23 protein-coding genes and 1 other RNA gene are annotated in these 22,670 nt (G+C 75.2%); 16 read left to right on the top strand and 8 right to left on the bottom strand.

What is annotated here, in order from left to right:
- Positions 1-132: 132 nt before the first annotated feature.
- From PH189_RS18500 to PH189_RS18455, 10 genes are all read left to right on the top strand, one after another.
- Positions 133-792: a hypothetical protein gene (locus PH189_RS18500; protein ID WP_274190290.1), complete on the top strand. Its 660-nt coding sequence runs from the start codon at positions 133-135 to the stop codon at positions 790-792.
- A complete protein-coding gene (locus PH189_RS18495) occupies positions 785-2,437 on the top strand; it encodes an Hsp70 family protein (RefSeq protein ID WP_274190289.1) in 1,653 nt (550 codons plus the stop codon). The genes PH189_RS18500 and PH189_RS18495 overlap by 8 nt, the downstream gene beginning before the upstream one ends.
- Positions 2,437-5,085 (top strand): SaeA-related protein, encoded by a 2,649-nt coding sequence (locus PH189_RS18490; protein ID WP_274190288.1) that lies wholly within the window; start codon positions 2,437-2,439, stop codon positions 5,083-5,085. Before PH189_RS18495 ends, PH189_RS18490 begins: the two co-directional genes overlap by 1 nt.
- A gap of 13 nt (positions 5,086-5,098) precedes the next feature.
- Entirely contained in the window at positions 5,099-6,292 is a 1,194-nt protein-coding gene (locus PH189_RS18485) for a zinc ribbon domain-containing protein (protein WP_274190287.1), read from the top strand.
- Entirely contained in the window at positions 6,289-8,811 is a 2,523-nt protein-coding gene (locus PH189_RS18480) for a GTPase-associated protein 1-related protein (RefSeq protein ID WP_274190286.1), read from the top strand. Before PH189_RS18485 ends, PH189_RS18480 begins: the two co-directional genes overlap by 4 nt.
- 3 nt (positions 8,812-8,814) lie before the next feature.
- Positions 8,815-10,407: a TRAFAC clade GTPase domain-containing protein gene (locus tag PH189_RS18475; RefSeq protein WP_274190285.1), complete on the top strand. Its 1,593-nt coding sequence runs from the start codon at positions 8,815-8,817 to the stop codon at positions 10,405-10,407.
- Positions 10,404-10,562 (top strand): hypothetical protein, encoded by a 159-nt coding sequence (locus PH189_RS18470; RefSeq protein ID WP_274190284.1) that lies wholly within the window; start codon positions 10,404-10,406, stop codon positions 10,560-10,562. The genes PH189_RS18475 and PH189_RS18470 overlap by 4 nt, the downstream gene beginning before the upstream one ends.
- Before the next feature lie 69 nt (positions 10,563-10,631).
- The gene (locus PH189_RS18465) at positions 10,632-11,477 is read left to right on the top strand and encodes a Nif3-like dinuclear metal center hexameric protein (protein ID WP_274190283.1); all 846 of its coding nucleotides are present in this window, start codon (positions 10,632-10,634) and stop codon (positions 11,475-11,477) included.
- Positions 11,474-12,223 carry a zinc ribbon domain-containing protein gene (locus tag PH189_RS18460; protein WP_274190282.1) on the top strand — a complete coding sequence of 250 codons (750 nt, stop codon included), beginning with the start codon at positions 11,474-11,476 and terminating at the stop codon, positions 12,221-12,223. Before PH189_RS18465 ends, PH189_RS18460 begins: the two co-directional genes overlap by 4 nt.
- Positions 12,220-12,885 (top strand): histidine phosphatase family protein, encoded by a 666-nt coding sequence (locus PH189_RS18455; RefSeq protein ID WP_378014878.1) that lies wholly within the window; start codon positions 12,220-12,222, stop codon positions 12,883-12,885. The genes PH189_RS18460 and PH189_RS18455 overlap by 4 nt, the downstream gene beginning before the upstream one ends.
- A 19-nt stretch (positions 12,886-12,904) precedes the next feature.
- On the opposite strand, the gene PH189_RS18450 is transcribed toward PH189_RS18455, so the two are convergent.
- Together PH189_RS18450 and PH189_RS18445 are read right to left on the bottom strand one after the other, a co-directional pair.
- Positions 12,905-14,041, bottom strand: a complete 1,137-nt coding sequence (locus tag PH189_RS18450; protein WP_274190281.1) for a DUF2332 domain-containing protein — start codon at positions 14,039-14,041, stop codon at positions 12,905-12,907.
- A gap of 61 nt (positions 14,042-14,102) precedes the next feature.
- Positions 14,103-14,963, bottom strand: a complete 861-nt coding sequence (locus PH189_RS18445; protein WP_274190280.1) for an oxidoreductase — start codon at positions 14,961-14,963, stop codon at positions 14,103-14,105.
- A 101-nt stretch (positions 14,964-15,064) separates the two neighbouring features.
- On the opposite strand from PH189_RS18445, the gene PH189_RS18440 reads away from it, so the two are divergent.
- Together PH189_RS18440 and PH189_RS18435 are read left to right on the top strand one after the other, a co-directional pair.
- Entirely contained in the window at positions 15,065-15,922 is an 858-nt protein-coding gene (locus PH189_RS18440; RefSeq protein ID WP_274190279.1) for a helix-turn-helix domain-containing protein, read from the top strand.
- An 87-nt stretch (positions 15,923-16,009) separates the two neighbouring features.
- A complete protein-coding gene (locus PH189_RS18435; RefSeq protein ID WP_274190278.1) occupies positions 16,010-16,411 on the top strand; it encodes a nuclear transport factor 2 family protein in 402 nt (133 codons plus the stop codon).
- An 8-nt stretch (positions 16,412-16,419) separates the two neighbouring features.
- On the opposite strand, the gene PH189_RS18430 is transcribed toward PH189_RS18435, so the two are convergent.
- Together PH189_RS18430 and PH189_RS18425 are read right to left on the bottom strand one after the other, a co-directional pair.
- Positions 16,420-17,652 (bottom strand): SLC13 family permease, encoded by a 1,233-nt coding sequence (locus PH189_RS18430; RefSeq protein WP_274190277.1) that lies wholly within the window; start codon positions 17,650-17,652, stop codon positions 16,420-16,422.
- 19 nt (positions 17,653-17,671) lie between these two features.
- Positions 17,672-18,430, bottom strand: a complete 759-nt coding sequence (locus PH189_RS18425) for a sulfite exporter TauE/SafE family protein (protein WP_274190276.1) — start codon at positions 18,428-18,430, stop codon at positions 17,672-17,674.
- Positions 18,431-18,478: 48 nt separating this feature from the next.
- On the opposite strand from PH189_RS18425, the gene rnpB reads away from it, so the two are divergent.
- An RNA gene (gene rnpB / locus PH189_RS18420) (RNase P RNA component class A) lies at positions 18,479-18,900 on the top strand.
- Between the two features lie 21 nt (positions 18,901-18,921).
- Here the strand turns inward: rnpB and PH189_RS18415 are convergent.
- A complete protein-coding gene (locus PH189_RS18415) occupies positions 18,922-19,338 on the bottom strand; it encodes a VOC family protein (protein WP_274190275.1) in 417 nt (138 codons plus the stop codon).
- A gap of 95 nt (positions 19,339-19,433) precedes the next feature.
- On the opposite strand from PH189_RS18415, the gene PH189_RS18410 reads away from it, so the two are divergent.
- Positions 19,434-20,123 carry a helix-turn-helix domain-containing protein gene (locus PH189_RS18410; protein WP_274190274.1) on the top strand — a complete coding sequence of 230 codons (690 nt, stop codon included), beginning with the start codon at positions 19,434-19,436 and terminating at the stop codon, positions 20,121-20,123.
- A gap of 58 nt (positions 20,124-20,181) precedes the next feature.
- Entirely contained in the window at positions 20,182-20,724 is a 543-nt protein-coding gene (locus PH189_RS18405; RefSeq protein WP_274190273.1) for a dihydrofolate reductase family protein, read from the top strand.
- 14 nt (positions 20,725-20,738) lie between these two features.
- On the opposite strand, the gene PH189_RS18400 is transcribed toward PH189_RS18405, so the two are convergent.
- On the bottom strand, positions 20,739-21,227 hold the full coding sequence (locus PH189_RS18400; protein WP_274190272.1) for a pyridoxamine 5'-phosphate oxidase family protein: 489 nt from the start codon (positions 21,225-21,227) through the stop codon (positions 20,739-20,741).
- Positions 21,228-21,327: 100 nt separating this feature from the next.
- Here PH189_RS18400 and PH189_RS18395 point away from each other — a divergent pair, with 100 nt between their 5' ends.
- The gene (locus PH189_RS18395) at positions 21,328-21,906 is read left to right on the top strand and encodes a dihydrofolate reductase family protein (RefSeq protein ID WP_274190271.1); all 579 of its coding nucleotides are present in this window, start codon (positions 21,328-21,330) and stop codon (positions 21,904-21,906) included.
- Here PH189_RS18395 and PH189_RS18390 read toward each other — a convergent pair.
- Both PH189_RS18390 and PH189_RS18385 read right to left on the bottom strand, forming a co-directional pair.
- Positions 21,891-22,316: an SRPBCC family protein gene (locus tag PH189_RS18390; protein WP_274190270.1), complete on the bottom strand. Its 426-nt coding sequence runs from the start codon at positions 22,314-22,316 to the stop codon at positions 21,891-21,893. The two genes, PH189_RS18395 and PH189_RS18390, sit on opposite strands and share 16 nt — an antisense overlap.
- Entirely contained in the window at positions 22,313-22,627 is a 315-nt protein-coding gene (locus PH189_RS18385) for an ArsR/SmtB family transcription factor (RefSeq protein ID WP_274190269.1), read from the bottom strand. The genes PH189_RS18390 and PH189_RS18385 overlap by 4 nt, the downstream gene beginning before the upstream one ends.
- Positions 22,628-22,670: the final 43 nt, after the last annotated feature.

The following is a 22,670-nucleotide window of genomic DNA, read 5'->3' as shown; positions in this document are numbered from 1 at the left end:
ACGGGGCTCCGCGGTAACGCTGTGCGTTCGCACTTGCTGGGCCGAACGGGCGATCTTCCCCGAACGTGCTACGGCGCGTCATAGATTGAGCGCCCGCGGGCGGGGGCGCCTGCACGGTCGAGGGGGATCGACGTGGGGGACGACGGACGCCCGCTCCAGGACGAGCCGGTACAGGACGAGCCGGTACAGGACGAGCCGGTACAGGACGAGCCGGCGCCTGCCCCGGGACCGGAGACGGTGCCGGATCCTGACGTGCTGCACCGGGTGCTCGCCCGGCTCGACGACCTCGACCGCCGTCTGGGCGCCGAGCAGGAGCGGGCGCACGCGCGCGAGGAGGTCATCGCCCACCAGCGGGCCGAGCTCGACGCGCTGCGCGACGAACGCCGCGGACGGCACCTGCGGCCCCTCGTCGTCGGGCTGGCGAAGCTCCGCGCCGAGCTGCTGGACGACGCCGCCGCGGACCCGGCCGGCGACGCGTCCCCGAGCCGACACCGCGACACCCTCGCCTACTACGCCGACAGCATCGCCTCCGTGCTCGAGGGCTGCGGCTGCGAGCCCGTGACGGTCGCCGTCGGCGACGTCTTCGACGCGGCCGCCCACCGCGTGCGCCGGCCCGTCGCCACCGGCCCCGAGTCGCACGGCCGGGTCGTCGCCGTGCTCTCCGAGGGGTGGCTCGAGCGCGACTCGGGCCGCGTCCTCGCCCCGGCCGGGGTGGTCGTCGGCCGCCACGAGCCCGTCCGGAACACGCAGGACGGGGACACCCAGGACCAGGAGGCAGCGCACCATGCGTGAGCGCGGACGCAGGGTCTACGGGATCGACCTGGGCACGACGTACTCGGCGGTCGGCTTCGTCGACGAGACCGGGCGGGCGGCGGTGGCCCGCAACGGGGAGGGGGAGGAGACGACGCCGTCGGTCGTCTACCTGGAGAGCCCGACGAACGTCGTGGTGGGCACGCAGGCCAAGGCGATCGCCAAGATCGAGCCTGATCACGTCGTCAGCCTCGTGAAGCGCCAGATGGGGACGTCTGCGGTCTACTCCTTCCACGGCCAGGAGCACACGCCGGAGTCGCTCTCGGCGCTGATCCTCAAGCACCTCGCGGCCGGGGCCGAGGTCGACGACGAGGTGCGCGACGTCGTCATCACCGTGCCCGCCTACTTCGGGATGCGGGAGCGGGACGCGACGCGCAAGGCCGGCGAGATCGCGGGCCTCGAGGTCCTCGGGATCGTGCCCGAGCCGGTGGCGGCGGCGGTGCACTACGAGACCAGCCAGGGCGCGGTCGGGCGCACGGTGCTGGTCTACGACCTCGGCGGCGGCACCTTCGACACGTCGGTGATCCGCATCGACGACAACGCCGTCGACGTGGTGTGCACCGACGGCGACAAGGACCTCGGCGGCGCGGACTGGGACGCCCGGCTCGCCGAGCACCTCATGACCCGCTTCGTCGAGGAGGCCGCGCCCGACGAGGACCCGCGCGAGAGCGAGGACCTCGTGCAGGAGGTGGCGCTGCTCGCCGAGTCGGTGAAGAAGCAGCTCTCGAAGCACGAGTCGCGGCCGGTCAACCTCAAGCTCGGGGGCGCCGCCGCCCGCTTCGACGTCAGCCGCGCGGAGTTCGAGGCGATGACCGCGGACCTGCTCGACACCACCGTCGCGATCCTGCGCCGCACCCTCGACACCCTCGAGGACAAGAGCCCGGGCACGACGATCGACGAGGTGCTGCTCGTCGGCGGCTCCACGCGCATGCCCGCCGTCGCGGAGCGGCTGGCCGCGGAGTTCGGCTGGACGCCCCGGCTCTTCGAGCCCGACCTCGCCGTGGCCAAGGGGGCGGCGATCTGGGCGCTGTCGCGGCGGGTGGTGCAGGAGACCGCGCGGGCCCGCGACGCCGCGCCCACCCCGGAGGCCGGCGACGCGCGGGCCCGCGAGGCGCTCTCGGCCATCGCCGCCGCGACGGGCATGAGCGAGGCCGACCTGGGCCGCCTGTCCGCGAAGTCCACCCGCAACGTGCTCTCGAAGGCCTTCGGGGTGCAGCTGGTCGACGGTCCGCGCCCCGACGACCGCGTCTACGTGCACCACCTCGTCGCCGCCAACGACCCGCTGCCCACCGGCGACCGGACCCTCGAGGCGTTCACGCTCGTCGACGGCCAGCGCAGCGTGGAGATCGCCCTCTACGAGCAGGCCGGGACGGTGGCCAGCGAGGAGATGGAGGACAACGTCGCGGTCTCCGACGGCGCGGGCCGGATCGAGGGCATCCCGCCCGGTCCCGCCGGGGCGCCGGTGGACATCGTGCTCGGCATCGACGAGCAGGGCCTGCTGCGGCTGCGCGCCACGCACCGCTCCTCGGGGCGGAGCCTCGACATCGCGGTAACCATCGGCGCGCTGAGCCCCGAGGAGGTCGAGCGCGCGGCCCGGGCGGTCCACGGACTGATGGTCACGGGCTGATGGCCCTCGACCAGAAGCGCTACGAGGAGGAGGTGGTCCGGCCCCTGCGCGGACGGACCGCCCAGCTGCCCGACGACCTGCCCACCCGCTACGCCGTCGACGCCCGGATGACCGGGCCGGAGATCGAGAAGCGGCTGCGGGAGGTCCGCGCCTACTGGACGAACAAAGCCCGCAGCGCGAGCCACGTCGGGCAGGTCTGCCAGGCGTTCCTGCGGGCCGACGAGCGCCTGCGCGCCGAGCACGGCGACCAGCTCGCCGACCCGGCCTTCTGGCGCCGGCGCCGCCGCGACGGCGACCGGGCGCGCCGCCGGGCCACCGACCAGCTCGCCGCCGAGCTGTCGGGCTTCTACGGCGACCTCGGCCTGCTCACCCGCGAGCAGCTCGCCGCGGCCGCGGGGGCCCACCCCGACCTGGAGGCCGACCAGGCCGAGCAGGCCGCGGCCGCCGCGGGCCTCGAGGTGGTGGCGGCGCGGGAGCTGCCCGGGGTGGGCGGCGAGAGCGGGGTGTCCCGCGACGCGGTCCGGACGCTGACCGACGGGCTCGCCGCCGCCGACGCGCCGTCCGTCCCGGCGCTGCTCCACCCCGAGGCCGGCGCGTTCACGCTGCTCGACGCCTTCTCCGCCACGCCCGCGGCGCCGGGTGGTCTGGACCTCGCCACCGTCGAGGCCCGGATCGAGTCCGTCTCCCGCGGCCGCGACACCGCGACGAGCGGACCGACCAAGCACGTCCTCGGACGCCTGCGCTCCGCCGCCGCGCAGGGCGTCGACCTTCGCACCCTGTCCCTCGTGCTGCTCCTGGAGCCGGCACGCGCGCAGCGGGCGGCCGGGGCCGTGCCCTCGGGACTCGTCCGGCGCCTGGAGGCCGGGCGGCTCGCGCCCCGCGAGGCCCGCCGGATCGTGGTGCACCTGCTCGCCGAGAGCACCGCCGTCGCGCCCACCGACCCGCTCACCGAGCTGCGGACGCTGCTCGCGGAGGGCCGTCCCGTCGCCGCAGCACGCCTGCTCGCCGTGCTGGACGACGAGGCGACGGTCGAGGCGCGCCGCCTGTTGCAGGCGCGGACCCGCGAGGTCGAGGCGCTGCGCGGCGAGGCGTCCACGGCGCTGCGCGACGGCCGTCCGGACCTCGCCGAGCAGAAGCTCCGCGCGGCGCTGGCGGTCGCCGCCGACCGGGAGGACCTGGCCGAGGAGCTCGCCCACGTCCCGCTCGCCCCGGTCACGGGCGTGGAGGTCGTCCCCGACGGGGCCGGTGTGCGCATCTCCTGGACCGCGCCGCCGAGCCATGCCGACGACGCCGTGTACCGGGTCGTGCGGCGCACCGACCGCGCCCCCCGCGACGCCGACGACGGGACGGTCGTCGCCGACGTCGCCGGGGCCCGCTTCACCACCGACCCGGCGCCGCCGGTGGGCCGCCCGGTGCACTACGCGGTGCTCGCCGGCCGGGCCGTCGGCGCGGCGCGGTCCTCGGCGGTCGCCGCGAGCGTCACGGTGGTCCCGCCCGTCGCCGACGTCGAGATCGTCGGCGAGCCGGGGGCGGTCGTCGGGCGGTGGCGGGCACACCCGGATGCGGTGGCCGTCCGGGTGCGACGGCTCGCGGGCGCCGATCACGCCGAGATGACCGCGACCGTCCGCGGCTTCACCGACACCACGGCGGTCGAGGGCGTCGAGTACCACTACGAGATCGCCGCGGTCTACGCCGGGCAGGGTCGCGAGCTCGTCGCCGAGCCGCAGGCCGGGCACGGGGGTGTCCGCGCGGACTCGGCGCCGGTCACCGCCCTCGAGGTCGCACCCGAGCAGGACGGCACCGAGGTCCGGCTGCGGGTGAGCTGGCGGACCCCGCGCGGGGCCGACGTCGAGATCCGCGTGGCCCGCACCCCGCCCCCCGGGGAGGTCGGCGCCCTGCTCACCGGGCGCGTGGTGGAGGCCTGGGGTGCCGAGGTCCCCGGGGTGCCCCGCACCCGGGACGGCTGGGACAGCCTGCTCGCGGACGTGCCGCCGGGCCGGGTGCACGTCGCCGCGTTCACGCGGGCGCCCGCCGGCCGGGTGCGCGGCCGGGACGCCGGCCACGACCTCGTCCCCGCGCCGACGCAGCTGCGCGCCCAGCGCCGCGGCGAGGACGTCGTGCTGTCCTGGGTCTGGCCCACCGGGGTCGCCGTCGCGGAGATCGGCTGGCCCGGGGGCGGCGACCGGACGACGCGGGCGCGCTACCGCGACACCGGCGGGTTCCACCTGCCCGCCGGCGTGACCGGCGCCGTCGAGGTGCGCGCCGTCGTCGGCGCCGGCCCCGACCGGAGTGTGTCGGCGCCGGTCGTCGTGCGGGTCGAGGCGCCGGCCCGGCCCGTGCGCTACACCGTCGCTCAGCAGGGCTCGCGGCTGCGCGGCACCCGCGAGTGCGTCGTCTCGGTGCCGCCGGGCCAGGGCAGCGGGAGCGTCGACGTCGTCCTCGTGGCCAGCGAGGGCCGCGTCATGCCGCTGACGCCGGGCGCCGGGGTGGAGCTCGTGCGCCACCGCGTGGAGCTCTCCTCGGCGCAGCCGACGGTCTTCTCCGCGCCGCTGCCCCGGATGCGGCGCCCGTACTGGCTGCGGTGCTTCTCCTGCGGGGACGAGGTCGCCCTCGTCGACCCGCCCGTCTCGGCGCTCAAGGTGTCGTGAGGGAGGTGTCGTGATGGCGGGAGTCCCGTGCCCGTACTGCTACCACCGCATCGACGACTCGGCTCTCGCGTTCCAGTGCACCGGGGTCGGGGCGTCGGGGGTGGAGGGGTGCCGGCGCGGGCCCGATCCCGAGCGGGCCCGGCACACCGGCTTCGTCGGCGACGTCCACCCCACGTTCCTGCCGACGCGCTCCCTGCGCTCCGCGACGCAGGCGGAGTGTCCGCACTGCCACGGCCGCACCGGGGTGCGCGCGTGCCCCGTGTGCCACACCCCGCTGCCCACGACGTTCGTCGGCAGCCGCAGCCCCCTGGTCGGCATGGTCGGCGGCAAGGGCGCGGGCAAGACCGTCTACCTGACGGTGCTGAACCACCAGCTGCGCACCGTCGTCCGCCGCCGCTTCGACGCCGACGTGCGCCTCGTCGGCGACCGGCAGGGCGGCGAGACGAGCACCGAGGAGTACCTCGCGCGCTACCAGCGCGCGCTCTTCGAGGACGGCGAGCTGTTCGAGAGCACCCGCGCGGCGCAGGAGAGCCGCAAGGAGCCGCTGGTGGTCGAGTGGCGCTCGCCGCGCCGCGGCCTGCTCGGACGGACCTCGCTGCGTACGACGATCCTGTCCTTCTACGACACCGCGGGCGAGGACCTGACCTCCCAGGAGTCGGTGCACACCCAGGCCTACCTCGGCTCGGCCGACGGCATGATCGTCCTGCTCGACCCCTGGCACCTGCCCGGCGTGCGGGACCGCCTCGACGTCCCCGACGCCGCCGTCACCGGGGCGGACGGCCCGCTCGACGTGCTGATGCGGGTGACCGAGCTTCTGCGGGCCACCGGCGGGGTGAAGGCCCACCGGCCGGTGACGACGCCGATCGCGGTCGCCTTCGCGAAGATGGACGCGCTCTTCCCGATCCTCGGGACGTCCGACCCGATCTTCGCTCCGGTCCGGCCGGGCGCGGGGTACGACGACGAGGCCGGCGAAGCGGTCCACGAGTACGTCGCCTCCCTGCTGCACCGCTTCGATGCCGACGACGTCGACGCGCACCTGCGGCTGAACTACCGGAGCTTCCGCTACTTCGCGGTGTCGGCGCTCGGCGCGCCGCCGGACTACAAGGTCAAGCAGGTCGACCCCGGCGGCGTGCAGCCGTTCCGGGTCGAGGAGCCGTTGCTCTGGCTCCTGCACCGTCTCGGCGTCGTCGACCGGAGCCGGCCGTGAGCGGGCGCGAGCCGGCGGCGTTCGCGTCGCTGTACTACACCGACTGCCTGCCCGGGCAGGGTCTCGGCGGCGGGGCGGGGTTCGGGTTCCAGGCCCGCTCGGAGGGCGCGGGGGAGGACGAGCAGCGGCTGGTCCAGCGCGGCGCCCTCTACGAGGTGCCCGTCCGCTGGATGCGCGACCGGCGCCCCGTGGCGGACTTCCCGCCGTCGCTGGCCCACCTGCACGACGGCACCTCCCACGACAGGACCTACGTGACCGCCGGGGGCCGCTACCTCGGCCGGGAGGCCAACGGGTACCGGGACGGCAACCAGTTCACCCACGCCGTCGTCACCCGCAAGGCCGGGTCGTACGGCCTGGTCCGGCCCGCCCAGCTCTGGGGCGCGTCGTGGTGGGTGTCGACCCCGGCGCCGACGACGTCGTGCGCGCCCGTCCCGGCCCACCCGGATCCCGGCCCGTGGGACACCGAGACCGTCCGCGAGCGGATCGCCGCCGCCCCCGACGGCCGGGAGCGGCTGCTCACCCTCGTGACCGCGCTCGGCGCCCTGCAGGGTGGCGCCGACCGGCGTCGGGTCCTGCTCGTCACCGACCGTGGCGACGACGCGGCGTGCTGGCTCGCCGCCGCCACGCTGCTCCTGGACCGCGAGCGCGCTCTCGCGATCAGCTTCAAGATCTTCGCCACCGACCCCGACCGGAGCCCGCACGACGTCGTCGTCGCCCACCCCGACTGGGCCGGGCCGTACCGGCGTCAGGACGGCTACCTCGTCCTCGACCTCCTCGACGGCGCCCCGCCGGAGATTGCCCCGCCGGAAATCGCGCAGCCGAAGATCGCGCCGTCGGCGGAGGCGCTGTTCTGGGTGCCGCTGTTCCTGGGGGCCGACGACCCGCTCGACGTCGTCGACGCGGTCGAGGTCGCCGGCCAGCTGGCCCGCGAGGGGCGCCCCGACGGGCGCGCCGTCGCGGGGGAGGTCGAGCGGGAGGCGGCGGCGCTCACGGTGGGACTGCCCCTCGGCGTCGACCCGGGCGCTGCGGCCCGGATCGCGGGCTGGCTGCGGACCGCCGGGCCCGGGGCGGTCGACGTCCTCGGGGCGCCACTGATCGGGACGCTCGTCGCGCAGACCCGCGACCACCGCGCGCTCCTCGACCTCGACCATGTCGCCGCGAGACGGGCGGCCGCGCCCGGCGCCGCCGAGCTCGGCTGGGATGCGGTCGCGGCAGCCGCGCGGCGTCGCCTGTTCGACCGCGAGGCCGACCTCGCCGCGGACGGCGGGCCGGTACCCGACACCCCGCTGCGTCCGGTGCCGGGGGAGCCGTTCTCCGCGGACGCCCTCGGTCACGTGGCCGCGCTCGAGCGCGTGACGCAGTGGGCCGACCCCGCCGCGGCCCTGGTCCTGGCCCATCGGCACGCGCTGGCCGTCCCGGACGGGGTGGCCCGGCGCTTCGTGGGCTGGTGGGCTGACCACCCCGACGCCGACGTCGACCCGGACGGCTGGGCCGCCGGCCCGACGGTGGTCGCCGACCTGCACCGCGAGCTCGAGCGCCGGCTCGGCGAGCCGGACCTCCGCGAGCGGACCGCCGCCGACGTCGATCGCCACTGGTGGCGCCGTCCGGACCCGCTGGCCGGGCGCATCCCGGTGCTCGGCGCGCTCGGGCGCCTGGACCTCGCGGTGGCCCGGGCCGCCGTCGCCGCCGGGGGCGAGCCCGCCCGGGCCGCGCTCGCCGCACTGGCCGCCGCGGTGGAGCCGGGGCCGAACGGGCGCTGGGTGTCCACGTGGGAGCGCCTCCTGGGACGCGAGCCGGTCGACACCGCCACCGTGCGCCGGTTCCTCGAGGCGACCCCGCCGCGGGCGCACGACCGGGCGCTCGCCGTCGTCGCCTACCACTCCCTGATTCGCGCGCCGGCCGTCGACGAGGACGCGCGGGCGGCCCTCGACGTCCTCGAGAAGGCGGGCCTGCCGCCCAGGGCCCTGGGCCACCAGGACTGGCCGCCCGCGGACGCCTCGGTGACCGAGGTCGTCGAGCGCCTGGAGCAGGGTGCGCGCCTCGACGAGGCCCGCGACCTCGGCCTGCTGCTGGCGAAGGCCGCCCGGCCCACCCGCGCCGACCGCAACCGCCTGGTGCGCGCCGTGCGCGGGGCCGGCCCGTCCGTGGGCGGGCGGGTGCTGGTCGCGGCCGGTCCGTCGACGCTGCGGGACACGATGCTCACCCAGCTCTACGCGTGGGCCGCCGGGGACGCGGACCACGCGCCGGACGCACGGAGCGTCGCGCTGCTGTTCGTGTTCGCGGCCAAGGAGACCGCGGTCCGTCCCCGCGTGGGGGCCGGGCACCTCAAGAGGCTCCAGCCGGGACACGGCACGCTCGGTGCGGACGGCCGCCGCGCCGTGGCCGACCTCCTCGCCGACGACCGGGAGTGGGCGCCGGACGACGGGATCCTCGAGCTGTGGCAGGAGGGCCGGAAGCCCGGCGCGTCGTCGGCGTCGCCGTCGTGGCGGGACCGCGTCGGCCGGCGGAAGAAGGGCTGAGCCGTGCCGCAGGTGGCCCTCGCGGTCCTCGCCGTCCTCGGGATCACGGCCTACCTCGGGCTGTGCGCCGCGTTCCTCTGGTTCGTCGTGTGGCCGTTCGCGGGCTGGCTGGTGCTGGTGGGCGTCGTCCTCGGGGCTCTCGGCGCGCTGGTCGTCCTGCTCTCCGCCCCGTTCGCGGCGGACACCGACCTGCTCACCGCCGACGACGTCGACGGGCCCTGGTTCCCGCCCGCGCCGCCGGGCCACGGGCGCGATCGCGCGTGGCCGCACTACCTCGCCGGCCAGGCCCGGGTCGACGTCGGCGCCATGGCCCGCCGCGGGCGTGGCGCGCTCGGGGCGCTCTGGTCGCCGCTCGGGGGCCTGCTGAACCCACGGGCGTGGCTGGCCCTCTGGCCGCTCGGGATCGCCGGGTTCCTGCTGCTGCTCGCGGTCACCGCCGGCGCGGTGGTGACGGGCGTCGCGGTGCTCGCCCTGGTCGTCACCGGGCTCGCGCTCGCCGCGCTCGTGTGGGGCGCGGCCGGCCGGCTCCTGCGGACCGTCGACGCCCTGCTGCGGCGCCGGAACCGGGCCGCGGCGCGGTGTCCGTACTGCTTCTGGCGGACCACCCTGCCCGGCTACGCCTGCGCGTGCGGCCTCGTGCACCACGACGTGCGGCCGAGCCGGCTCGGGGTGCTGGTGCACCGCTGCCGCTGCGGGCGCCCGATGCCGACGACGGTGTCGCGCGCCGGGAGGGACCACGCGCCACGCTGCCCCCAGTGCGACGAGGTCCTCGAGGACGGCTCGGGGGTCTGGACCGACGTCAGCATCCCGGTGCTCGGTCCCGTCTCGGCCGGCAAGACGAGCCTGATCTACGCCGGGCTCGAGGCGTTGCGCCGGCAGGCGGTCGCGGGCGGCGGCACGCTGGAGCCGCGCCGGGAGGCCGACGCCGAGCGCTTCCGTGAGGGCGTGGAGCAGGTCCGCGCGGGCCGCGTCGCCAAGACCGAGGCCGCCGCTCCGGTGGGTCTCGTGTGCACGGTGACCCAGGGGCGGCGCCGCGCGCTGCTGCACACCTTCGACGCCGCGGGCGAGCTCTTCTCCACCCGCTCGGCCACCGAGGACCTGCGGTTCCTGGACGAGGCCGGGCAGATGATCGTGGTCGTCGATCCGTTCTCGATCCCCGAGGTGGCCGACGAGGTGCTGCGCGGGCCGGCCGACGAGGCCGAGGCGGCGCCGGCCGTCGACCCGCCCGAGGTCGCCTACGAGGCGACGGTGCCCCGGTTGCGCGACTTCGGGGCCCGCCTCGACCGCACCGACCTCGCCGTCGTGGTGGTCAAGGCCGACCTGCTCGTCGACCACCCCATCGCCGCCGACCTGCGCCCAGACCCGCTCGCGGTGCGCCGCTGGCTGTGCGACCACGGCCAGGACCAGCTGGTCGTCGCGGCCGAGCGGGACTTCGCCGCCGTCGGGTACTTCCTCGTCTCCTCGCACACCGGCTGGGAGCCCGAGGACCGCCACACCGCCCTCGCCCCGCTGCGCTGGCTCGCCGAGCGGGGCCGCCTGCCGCTCCCGCCGGCGCGGACGGCCCTCACGGTCGGCGCCGTCGGGGAGCCGGCGTGAGCCCGCCCCCGGCGCACGTGCGGGCGTTCCGGGCGGCGCTGGTGGTCCTCGTCCTGCTCGTCGTCCTCGTCGCGCTGTGGCAGGCCCCGTGGGACGGGATCGTCGCCGCCCTCGACCCGTGGGTCGACGGCCTGCGCCGGCAGGTCTATCTCTGAACCGGCCCTGATCCGGCCCCGACCCGCCCGCCCGGTGGCGCCGGGAGACGGTGGGCAGAATGGGTGGCCATGCCCCCCGTCACCGTCGCCGACAGCGTCCGCGCCCTCGAGGCGGCCTACCCGCCCGCGCTGGCGCAGGACTGGGACGCGGTCGGGCTGGCGGTGGGCGACCCGGCCGAGGGCGTCCGCCGCGTCCTGATCGCCGTCGACCCCCTGCCCGAGGTGATCGAGGAGGCCGTCACGGTCGGGACCGACCTGCTCGTCACCCACCATCCGCTGCTGCTGCGCGGGGTGCACGGGGTGGCCGCGACCGGCCCGAAGGGCACGGCGGTGCACCGGCTGATCCGCCACGGCGTGGCCCTGTTCACCGCGCACACCAACGCCGACGCCGCCCGGCCCGGGGTGTCCGACGCGCTGGCCGAGGCGCTCGGGGTGACGGTCGAGGGGCCGCTGGCCCCGCAGGATGACGGAACCGTCGGTATCGGCCGGGTCGGCTCGCTCGCCGCCCCCGAGTCGCTCGCCGAGTTCAGCCGCCGCGTCGCCGACGCCCTGCCGGCCACGGCGTGGGGCGTGCGCACCGGCGGCGACCCGCAGCGCTCGGTGCGGCGCGTGGCCGTCTCCGGCGGGGCGGGCGACTCGATGCTCCACCTCGCCCGCGCCGCCGGCGTCGACGTCTACGTCACCGCCGACCTGCGCCACCACCCCGCCACCGACCACCTCGCCGAGGCCGGCGCGCCGGCCCTGGTCGACGTCGCCCACTGGGCCTCCGAACACCCGTGGTGCGCCCAGGCGGCGGCCGTGCTCGCCGCGGCCGCGCCGGACCTGGAGATCACGGTGTCGACCGTGCGCACCGACGCCTGGTCCCTCGGCAGCCCCTCGCCCGAACCGACCTGCGCAGGAGCCGTGATCTCGTGAAGGCCGACCCGACCGCCCAACGCCGTCTGCTCGACCTCGCCGGGCTGGACGCCGAGCTCGCCCGCGCGCAGCACCGACGTCGCACCATGCCCGAGCAGACCGCGGTGGAGGACGCCGAGACCACCGTCCGGGCCCACCGGGACGCGGTCGTCACCGCGCGCACCTCGGTCGGCGACCTGGGCCGGGACGTGGCGAAACTCGAGCAGGAGGTCGCCCAGGTCGCCGCGCGCGAGGAGCGCGACCGGGGGCTCGTGGACTCCGGGAGCGTCTCGGCGAAGCAGGTGACCGACCTCTCCCACGAGCTCGACACCCTCGCGCGACGCCGCGCCGTGCTCGAGGACGCCCAGCTCGAGGTCATGGAGCGCCTCGACGCCGCCGAGACCGACCTCGCGCACGAGCAGGCCGCCCTCGACGCCGCCGAGACCGCGCTCGCCGACGCCGTCGAGCGCCGCGACGGCGTGCTCGGGGACATCGACGTGCTGGAGGCGCGCCGCGGTGCCGAGCGCGCCGAGCTCGCGACGACCCTGCCCGAGGACCTGCTCGCGCTCTACGACCAGCTGCGCGCCCGCACCGGTACCGGCGCGGGCGAGCTCGTCGGTGCGCGGTGCGGCGGGTGCCGGATCGAGATGGACCGCAACGAGATCCGCGCCGTCGCGGCGGCCGCGCCCGACGACGTCGTGCGGTGCGAGCAGTGCGGGACGATCGTGGTGCGCACCGAGAAGAGCTCAGGGAAGGCCAGCGTATGACGACCGCCGGCTCGTGGACGGGGCGCGGGTCGACGATGCCCACCCGCCTGCTGCTGCTGCGGCACGGGCAGAGCCCGCTGTCGGTCGAGCGCCGCTACTCGGGCCGGGGCAACCCCGAGCTCACCCGCGAGGGGCTCGAGCAGGCCGCCGCGGCGGCGACCGCGCTGGCGGCCCGGCACGTCGGCAGCAACGGGAACATCCGCGCCGTGATCAGCTCCCCGCTGACGCGGGCCCGCCAGACCGCCGAGCCGGTGGCCGGGGTGCTCGGCCTGCCGGTGGGTGTCGACGAGCGCCTCACCGAGACCGACTTCGGCGCCTGGGAGGGCCTGACCTTCTCCGAGGCCGCCGCGCAGGACCCCGACGTGCACCGGGCGTGGCTGGGCGACAGCAGCGTCAGCCCGCCGGACGGGGAGAGCTTCGACGTCGTCGCCCAGCGCGTCGACGTCGCCCTCGGCGACCTCCTGCGCCGGTTCCCCGGCCAGACCGTGGCCGTCGTCAGCCACGTGACGCCGATCAAGCTGATCCTGCGCCGCGCCCTCGACGCCGGCCCGTCGCTGCTCTTCCGCCTGCACCTCGACCTGGCGTGCCTGTCGGTCGTCGAGTTCTGGCCCGACGGCGGCGCCTCGGTGCGCCTGGTCAACGACACCTCGTACCTGGCCTAGCGGTACCTGGCCCGAGCGCCTACAGCCACTCGATCCACGCCCCGCCCGGGTGGGCCAGCCCGAGCACCTCGCCCTCGGCCGTGCCGTCGCGGGACACCGTGAGCTGCCCGACGACGCCGGTGACGCCGGCGCGCGAGGCCTCGAGCGCGCGCGGGGGGACCGGCAGGTACTGGACGCTCTCGGTGCCCTCCGGGCCCAGCGGCACGAGCGGGTCCACCGAGATCCACACGAGGTCGCGGCCCAGCTCGGCGAGCTGGCCTCGGAACCGGGCCCGCTGCTCGTCGGTGAGGAACACGTGCACGTAGGTGTCGACGAGCACGAGCAGCGCGTCCTCGGGCATCCGGGCGCACAGACCGACGACGTCGTCGACGACCTCGGCCCGCACGAGGTCCGCGGGGTGCGCCCGCGCGACCTCCGAGGCGGCCGCGAACCGGTCGACGGCCGTCGTCTCGGGCGGGATGCAGGCGGCGAGCCACTCGCGCACCCGGTGGTCGCCGAGGTCGAGGGGCTCGACGTCGACCCCGAGGCGCGCGGCGATCGTCGGTATCCGCGCCGGGAGCGGAGCGGGGCGGCCGCGCAGCTCGGGGGTGATCGTCAGGGCGGCGTCGGGGTCGCCGAGGGTCCGGTCGCCGAAGCGGTACCGGTAGCGGTCGAGGTGCAGCCCGAGCCCCGCGCCGGTGCCGAGGTCGACGAGCGCGATCGGCCGCTCGGGGTCGAGCCGGCCGGCTCCCAGGACAGCTCCCAGGACCGCCAGGACGTCGGCGCTCCGCGCGACCTCGTTCATCTGGTAGCGGTGCTCGGCGCAGAGCTGGGCGAGCTCCCCCGCGTGCTCGCGCGCGAAGGCGACGAGCGCCGGCCGGAACCCCTCGTCCAGGCGCGGCTGCCCCGATCCCGGCGTCGGGAAGTAGCCGGCCAGGGGCTCGGGGTTCCGCCGGGCCACGAGGTACCGGACGGCGGCGCTGAGCAGCAGGGGCGGGAGCCGGTCGGCCGGGATACGGGCGGCGATCCCGAGCAGGTCGGGCTCGGTGGCGATCGCGCGGAAGAGCTCCGCGGTCAGCTCCCAGGTGGCCGGGGCGTCGGCCGGCGACCAGCCCGCCGCGATGCCCAGCGCCTGCTCGCGGACGCGCGCACGGTCGGCCGCCTCGGGGGTCGTCACGTCGGCGAGCCTGCCGAGCACCGGGCCGGTCGCGCAACGCGACCGGCCCGGCCGGTTCGGTTCAGCCCTGGCTGATCGCGTCCAGCTCGGCCACGGCCTCGGGCGGCAGGACCAGGTCGGCGGCGGCCAGGTTCTCGCGCAGGTGCTCGCGCGACGACGTCCCGGGGATGAGCAGCATCGTCGGGGAGCGCTGCAGCAGCCAGGCCAGCGCGGTCTGCTGCGGCGTGGCGCCGATCCGGTCGGCGACCGACGCGAGGGTGTCCGACTGCAGCGGGCTGAACCCACCGAGCGGGAAGAACGACGTGTACGCGATCCCCTCTGCGGCGCAGTGGTCGACGAGGTCGTCGTCGGTGCGGTGCACCAGGTTGTAGTGGTTCTGCACGCACACGACCGGGGCCACCTCGCGGGCCTCGGCGAGCTGGGCGGGGGAGACGTTGCTGACCCCGAGGTGGCGGACGAGGCCCTGCTCCTGCAGCTTCGCCAGCGTCGCGAAGGCCTCGGCGAGCGACTCGTCGTGGTCGTCGGAGACACGCAGGTTGACGACGTCGAGGGTCTCCAGGCCGAGTCGCTCGAGGTTCTCGTGCACCTCGCGGACGATCTCGTCGGGCGAGGTGTCGAGGTTCCACGACCCGTCGTCCCCGCGCCGGCAGCCGACCTTGGTGACGATCCGCAGGTCCTCGGAGTAGGGGTGGAGGGCCTCGCGGACGATCTCGTTGACGATGAACGGGCCGTAGAAGTCGCTGGTGTCGATGTGGGTGACACCGCGGTCGACGGCCTCGCGCAGGACGGCGATCGCCTCGTCGCGATCGCGCGGCGGGCCCATGACGTGGGGGCCGGCGAGCTGCATGGTGCCGTAGCCCATGCGCGTGAGGACGAGGTCGTCGGCGAGCGCGAGGCGGTCGGTGAGTGCCGGTGTGGTCATGTCCCCACCCTGCGCCAGGCGGCCCGCCGGTGGGGAGTGCCGGGTCGTCCTGGTACATCCCGTACCCCCCACGGGGGACCGGCGAGGCGGATGATCGGGCCGTGAGCACCGGTGAACTCGCCGCGTCCCTGCGCACCTGGCGCGACCGCACCGACCCCGCCGAGGTCGGCATGGCCGTCAACGCACCGCGCCGCGCGCCGGGCCTGCGCCGCGAGGAGCTCGCGCTGCTCGCCGGCATCTCGATCGACTACGTCGTGCGCCTCGAGCAGGGCCGCACGCGCACCCCGTCGGCGCAGGTCTGCGCCTCGCTGGCCCGGGCGCTGCGCCTCTCCGACGCCGAGCAGGCCCACCTGTTCCGCCTCGCCGGCCACGCCGCCGATCGCGGGCGGATCTCCCGGCGCATCCCCGCCGGTGTGCGCCGGATCGTCGAGGCGCTGCACGACAGCCCGATCGGCGTCCTCGACGTGACCTGGACGCTGATCTCCTGGAACCCGCTGTACGCCGCGCTCATGGGCGACCCGACGGCCCTCGAGGAGCGCAGGCGCAGCACGCTCTGGCGGATCTTCACCGAGGGCGAGGCCGGTGACCGCGTGCGCCACACCCGCGAGGAACGCGACGCGCTCGCCGCGTCCCTGGTCGCCGACCTGCGCGGGAGCACCAGCCGCTACCCGAACGACCCGGAGCTGAGCACGCTCGTCGACGACCTCTACCGCGCCAGCGACGAGTTCGCCGGGCTGTGGGACTCCGGCGTCGTCGCCGGGCACCACCAGAGCCACAAGACGGTCGTGCACCCCGACGTCGGCGACATCGAGCTCGACTGCGACACCCTCACCACCGCCGAGGACGACCTGCGCCTGCTCGTCTTCACGCCCACCCCGGGCAGCGACGCGCGCAGCCGCCTCGACCTGCTGGCGGCCTTGGGGACGCAGACGATGGAGGTCGGTCTGCGGCGGACCTGACCGCCCGTACGTACTTGTACGACCTGTCCGGGCTTCCCGCATCGGCGCAGGCTCGGCTCACGAGCCGACTTCGACCAGGGAACCACCATGAGCACCGTCGCCACCGACAACGTCGCCCTCGTCCGCAGCGCGTACGAGGCGTTCGGGCGGGGCGACATCCCCGCGGTCATCGATTTCCTCGATCCCGACGTGCTGTGGGTCGAGACCGACGGTGGGCCGTACGGCGGCATCTACCGGGGTCCACAGGCCGTTCTCGAGGGCATCTTCGCGCGGGTCGGCGACGAGTGGGACGGGTTCGTCGTCGACGTCGAGCGCATGGTGTCCGAAGGTGACACCGTCGTCGGAATCTGCACCTACCGCGGGACGTACCGGGCGACGGGCCGGGCAATGGTCGCGCGCGTGGTCCACGTATGGGAGATGCGCGACGGCCGGGCCGCGCGCCTCGAACAGTTCGTGGACACCGAGCAGCTCAACGCCGCGGTGCGCTGAGCCGGGGCTCAGACCACCAGCGCCAGCGCGGCGGTCCCGGCGACCAGGCACGCCGGGACCGTGGCGAGCCCCGCGAGCGTGAACGTCCCGAGCGGTGCGGGCACGCTGCGGACGGACAACACCCGGCGCCACAGGAGCGTGGCCAGCGAGCCGACCGGCGTGAGGTTCGGGCCGACGTTCACGCCGATCAGCATGGCCAGCACGGCGCCCGTGGCGGGGGTCGGGCCGAGCGCGGCCAGCAGGACGAGCGTCGCGGGCAGGTTGTTGACGAGGTTGGCCAGCAGCGCCGCCACGGCCGCCAGGCCGAGCAGCGCCGGGAACGACGTGCCGGCGGGCAGCAGCGACGCCACGACGTCGCCCAGACCCCGCTCGGTCACCGCGGCCACGACGACGCCCAGCCCCAGGACGAACACGCAGAAGCCCGGGGAGGCCGCGGCGACGAGCTCGCGCACCCGGGTCTCGCGCGCCGCGAGCGCCCGGACCGCGAGCACGGCGGCGCCCGCCACCGCCACCCACATCGGCTCGACGCCCAGCGGCGACGCGACCGCGAACCCGGCGAGGGTGGCGGCCAGGACCCCGACGGCGAACCGGGGGAGCGGGGCGCCCACGCCCTCCTCGTCGGGCCCCGCAGGCTCGGCGAGCTCGAGGCGGAAGGTGAGCCGCAGCCCGACGTACTCCACGGCCAGCACCGCGAGCTGCGGCAGGAGCATCAGCGCGGCGAAGCCCAGGAAGTCCAGGCCGGTCGCCCCGAACGCGAGCAGGTTGGTCAGGTTCGCGACGGGCAGCAGCAGCGAGCCGCTGTTGGCCAGGTGCGCGCAGGCGAACGCCGGCGGGGCCGGGCGCGCGCCGAGCCGCCGCACCGTGTCGAGCACGACCGGGGTCAGCAGCACCACCGTCGCGTCGAGGCTCAGCACCGCCGTCGTCACCGCCGCCGCGACGACGACCAGGGCGAACAGCCGCTGCGGCCGTCCGTGCGAGCGCCGCGCCAGCACCCCGCCGGCCCACCGGAACACACCCTCGGCGTCGGCGAGGTGGGCCAGGACGAGGATCGCGGCGAGGAAGCCGACGGTGGGGCCGAGCTCGCGCACCTCGTCCCACGCCGCCGCCGGCGTGAGCAGCCCGACGGCCAGCACGACGGCGGCGGCGGGCACCGCCGCCGCGGCTTCGGGGAGGCCCCGTGGCCGGGTGACCGCGACGACGAGGACGACGACGAGGAGGCCGACCGCGAGGGCCGTGCTCATCCCCGCCACCCTCATTCCCTCAGCGGAGCCACAGGTAGATCGCCACGGCCACGCCGAGCACCACGACGCTCCAGCGCAGCACCCCGTCGGGCATCTTCTTGGCCACGGCCATGCCGAGATACCCGCCGAGCAGCGTCGTCGGGGCGAGGAGCAGCACCGCGAGCCAGTCGACGGGGGCGAAGAGGGCGAAGAGGATCACCGTGACCGTGCTCGTCACCAGCGAGAGCAGCACCTTCACGGCGTTGAGCCGCTGCAGCGTGTCGTGGGCGAGCAGCGAGAGCACGGCGATGAGCACCACGCCCAGCGCTCCGCCGAAGTAGCCGCCGTAGACCGCGGCGACGAAGATCGTCGGGAGCAGGACCTTCGGGTTGTCGGCGGTGCGTTCGGAGCGGCCCGTCCACGACTTGATCCACGGCTGCGCCCCGAGCGTGAGGCTCGCGAGCAGCACGAGGACCGGCACCACGGCGTCGAACACCGACTGCGGGAGGATCAGCAGCAGCCCGCAGCCGAGCGCGGAGCCCAGCGCGGCGACGATGCCCGTGCTGATCAGCCGCTGTCGCTGCCCGCGGAGCTCGCGGCGCGCGTTGACCGTCGAACCGGCGTAGCCCGGCCACTGCGCGACGGAGTTCGTGACGTTCGCCGGCAGCGGCGGCAGCCCGACCGCGAGCAGCGCGGGGAAGACGATCAGCGACCCGCCGCCGGCCACGGCGTTGACCGCACCGGCGAGCAGCCCGAGCGCGGCCAGCAGCACGATCTGGAGCACCGACGGGTCCGACACGGTGCGCGACGCTAACGGTCCGGGTCCTTGTAGGCTCGTCGACGCGGACGAGTCGGCCGGGCGACCGCGTCGGACCCCACGAGGGTCCGTCGAGGAAAGTCCGGACTCCACAGGGCAGGGTGGTTGCCAACAGCAACCCGGGGTGACCCGCGGGACAGTGCCACAGAGAACAGACCGCCATCGGGCTCGAGCTTGACGGTTCCGGCCCGGTGGTGAGGGTGAAACGGTGGTGTAAGAGACCACCAGCGTCCTGGGTGACCAGGACGGCTCGGTAAACCCCACCCGGAGCAAGGTCAAGAAGGTGCCCCGTCCGCGGGGCACTGCGCAGGTCGTTCGAGGGCTGCCCGCCCGAGACCTGCGGGTAGACCGCTGGAGCCCGCCGGCGACGGCGGGCCGAGATGGATGGTCGCCACCCACGGGACCGCGAGGGCCCGTGGGGACAGGATCCGGCTTACAGGCCGACTCGTCCGCCCCACACGCTGCGACCCGCGTCAGACGGGCTGGACGACGGAGAGCACCTGGCCGTCGGGGTCGCGGAACCACGCGATGAGCGTGTCGCCGAAGTCGGCGATGCCGCGCTCGTCGGTCCGCCACGGCGGTTCGTCGTCCATCGCCTCCAGCGTCACGCCGCGGCGCGCGAGGTCGGCCACCGTGGCCGGGAGATCCTCGGCCCGGAACGAGGCCAGCGGCCATCCCGCCCGGCCGGCGTACCCGGCGTTCTCCAGGAGGTAGAGCCGCGCCCCGTCGCCGGCGTGCAGGACGTGCCCTCCGGGAACGGCCTCGCCGGCGAGGCCCAGCGTCTGCTCGTAGAACGCACGGGAACGAGCCATGTCCGACACCGGGATCACGGTGGCGACGTGGAGCTTGGCGGGTGAGACCGAAATGGTTCGTGCTCGGCGGCCGTCCATACGTCAGTCCTATATAAGGACTTTGCGGTATGTCAATCGTAACGTTGAGGGTGGAACCCTGCGACCTGCATCGGGACTGTCCCTAGACTCCCGTCATGGCGCTGAGCCTCGACACCGTTCCCGGCGAGTTCCCGCTCGTGCAACGGGTGTGGTCGGCGCACTGCGACGCCACGACCAGCTTCATCTCGGCGGCCAAAGGCGCCTCCATGATGGTGTTCGCGCAGCACGGCGACCGGATGACGGCGCACCTCCGCGGGCCGGAGACCGCCGCCACGCCCCTCATCTGCCCGGAGGGCTCGGAGTTCTTCGGTGTGGAGCTGCAGCTCGGTGCCTATCTGCCCCTGTTCCCGCCGGCTGGTCTGGCCGACCTGAACGATGCTCTGTTGCCGACCCTGCCGGGTCACCGGATCGTGCTGGACGGCCGGGACTGGGAGAGGCCGACCGAGCAGAACGTCGACGTCTTCGTCGACAGGCTCGTGCGAGCAGGACTGCTGTTCTTCGATCCGCTCGTCGAGGGGATTCGCCACGGCGAACGGCCACGAGCGATGTCGGAACGGACGGCGCAGCTCCGGTTCCGTCGGGCCGTCGGGATCTCGCGCCGCAAGCTCGCCAGCATCGAGCAGGCACGGCACGCCGCGCAGCTCCTCGCGACTGGCGGGTCGATCGCCGACGCGGTCACCGCCGCCGGCTACTACGACCAGCCGCAGCTCGCGCGGGCGATGCGGTGGGCGACCGGCCACACCCCGGGCGAGCTGAGAGCCGGCGTCCCGTTCCTCGCGTTCTGATCCGCGGGGTTCGGTTCGATACAAGACCGACGGGTCGCCGCGGTGGTCGACTCCGGCCATGCGAAAACTGATCGAGTACGACCACCTCTCGCTCGACGGGAGGATCTCCGGGGACGGCTTCTGGGCCGCGCAGATGGCGATCCCCACCAACGACGAGCACCTCGAGTACCAACGCAGACTCCTGGCACCGGCCGTCGGTCTGGTGCTCGGACGCCTGACCTACGAGGGTTTCGCCGCGACGTGGCCGAGCATGACCGGCGGCATCGCCGACACGATCAACTCCCTGCCGAAGCACGTCGCCTCCACCACGCTGACCGAGACCACCTGGCACGCCGAGGTCCTCGCCGGAGACGCCGTCGACGCCGTCGCCCGGCTCAAGGAGTCCGGCGACGGCACGTTGGTGAAGTACGGCAACGGCCCGTTCAGCCGGGCGCTCGTCGAGGCGGGTCTGCTGGACGAGCTGCACCTGAGTGTCTCCCCGTTCGTGGCGGGGAGCGGCGAGTCGCTGCTGGCCGGCATCGGCACGACCGCCCTGGACCTGACGGGGGTCACCGACCTCGGCAACGGCGCGGTGGTGCTGGCCTACGCGCCGCGTCGGTGAGGGTGCCGGGCTGGTCAGCCCGCCGCCTCGACCAGCTCCTGCAGGAACCGCGGCAGCCGACCCGCGCCGAAGTCGTAGAAGCGCACCCAGCTGGGCGTGATCGCGATCCGTGCCATCCCGTGCACGTAGGTCTTCCGGCACTGCTCGACGAACCGGTCCGCGGTCTCGGCGTCCATGCTGCGCCGGGCGGCCATCACGTACTCCTCGACCAGGCCGTCGACGATCTCGACGCTCGCCCGGCCGCGGATCGACAGCGCCCGCGCTCCCGCCGTCCCGTCGCCGTCGATGGTCACGGCGACGTCCGGGCGGGCCGACAGCGTCGCGACCTTCGGTGAGGAGGTGGCCGAGGCGATCACCACCTGCTCGCCGGTCCAGAAGAAGCCGACCGGGATCACCCGGGGCGTGCCGTCGCCCACCGTGTAGGCGAGGTGGGCCACGGGCGTGACGAGCAGTTCCTGCGCACCGCGCTGTCCGAGCTCGTCGGCGATCTCCTGAGCGTCCATCGGTCGTCCCTCTCTCGCTGTGCGTGGTCCCGACCGGGAGACGGAGCCGATCGTGCCGTCTCGACACGATGCCGCACGGCTCGGTCGCTAGCCTCTCGCCGTGGCTCGAGTGGTGGTCGTGAACTTCATGAGCCTGGACGGCGTGATCCAGTCGCCGCTGTCGGCCGACGAGGATCCCGCCGACGGGTTCGTCGCGGGTGGCTGGGTCCCGCCCTACGGCGACGACGCGATGGCGTCGTTCATGAGCGAGGCGACCACCACGGCCGCGGGCATGCTGCTGGGCCGGCGCTCGTACGAGATCTTCACTGCCGCGTGGTCCGGGGCCGATCAGTCCGACCCCGCCGTCGCCGCGATGAACCGGATGCCGAAGTACGTGGTCACGCGATCCCCGGACCTCCCGTTGTCGTGGGGCAACTCCCGTCGGGTCGACGGCACGGCCGACGTGGCTCGGCTGAAAGGCGAGGTCGAGGGCGACCTGGTGGTCTTCGGGTCCGGCGAGCTGCTCGGCGCGCTCGCCGAGCACGACCTCGTCGACGAGTACCGCCTGCTGCTGTTCCCGGTGGTCCTGGGCGCCGGCAAGCGGATGTTCGGCGACAGGAGCCCGCTCACCCACCTCACGCTGACCGCGACGACGACCACGTCGACCGGGGTCGTGCTCCTGACCTACACACGGCCGTGAGCGGCGAGGTCCTCCGCGAGCTCGGCGAGGCGGGGGAGGACGGTGTCGCGCCAGCCGGGCCCCATCCGCTCGCAGGCGTCGCGCTGGCGGTGGTCGTCGAGGTCGAAGCCCGCGTGCTCCAGCAGGAGCCGGGTGCCGTCGCCCTCGGGGACGAGCCGCCAGGTCAGGGTCCAGACCTCGTTGAAGGTGTAGACGAAGCGCTCGTGGGGCACGGACGCGACGACCCGGCACGGCACGGAGCCGAAGCCCGGCATCTCCAGGTGGAACTCGTGCCCGACGACGTCGGCGACGTCGCCCGGCGCCCACCAGCGGGCGTGCGTCTCGGGATCGGTCAGCGCCGCCCACACCCGCGCCGGCGTCGCCCGGATGAACTGGTCGACCTCGATCGAGCCCGTCCGTCGGTAGCTCATTGCTCGTCCTCGCTCTCCAGGAGATCGGCCATGTCGCGCAGGCGGCGGCGCCAGAAGCGTTCGAACGGGTGGAGCCAGGCCCCGACCTGCTCCAGCGGATCCGGGTTCAGGGAGTAGAAGCGCTGCCGCCCGCGCGGCTCGTCGGTGACCAGGGACGCCTGCCGCAGGACGGCGAGGTGCTCCGCGACGGCCGGGCGGCTCATGTCGAACTCGGCCGCGAGATCGCCCGCAGTGCGCTCACCGTCGGCCAGCAGCTCGAGAAGCCGGCGTCGAGCCGGGTGGGCCAGAGCGAGGAAGACGTCCGTGGACACGGCGTCACGATATGTAGGACATCACCGACATGTCAACGATGTC

The organism is Actinomycetospora chibensis, from assembly GCF_028737215.1.
In the GTDB taxonomy this organism is placed as follows: Bacteria; Actinomycetota; Actinomycetes; order Mycobacteriales; family Pseudonocardiaceae; genus Actinomycetospora; species Actinomycetospora chibensis.
The sequence above is the reverse complement of the archived record's forward strand: the minus strand, read 5'-3'. Positions and strand labels throughout refer to the sequence as shown.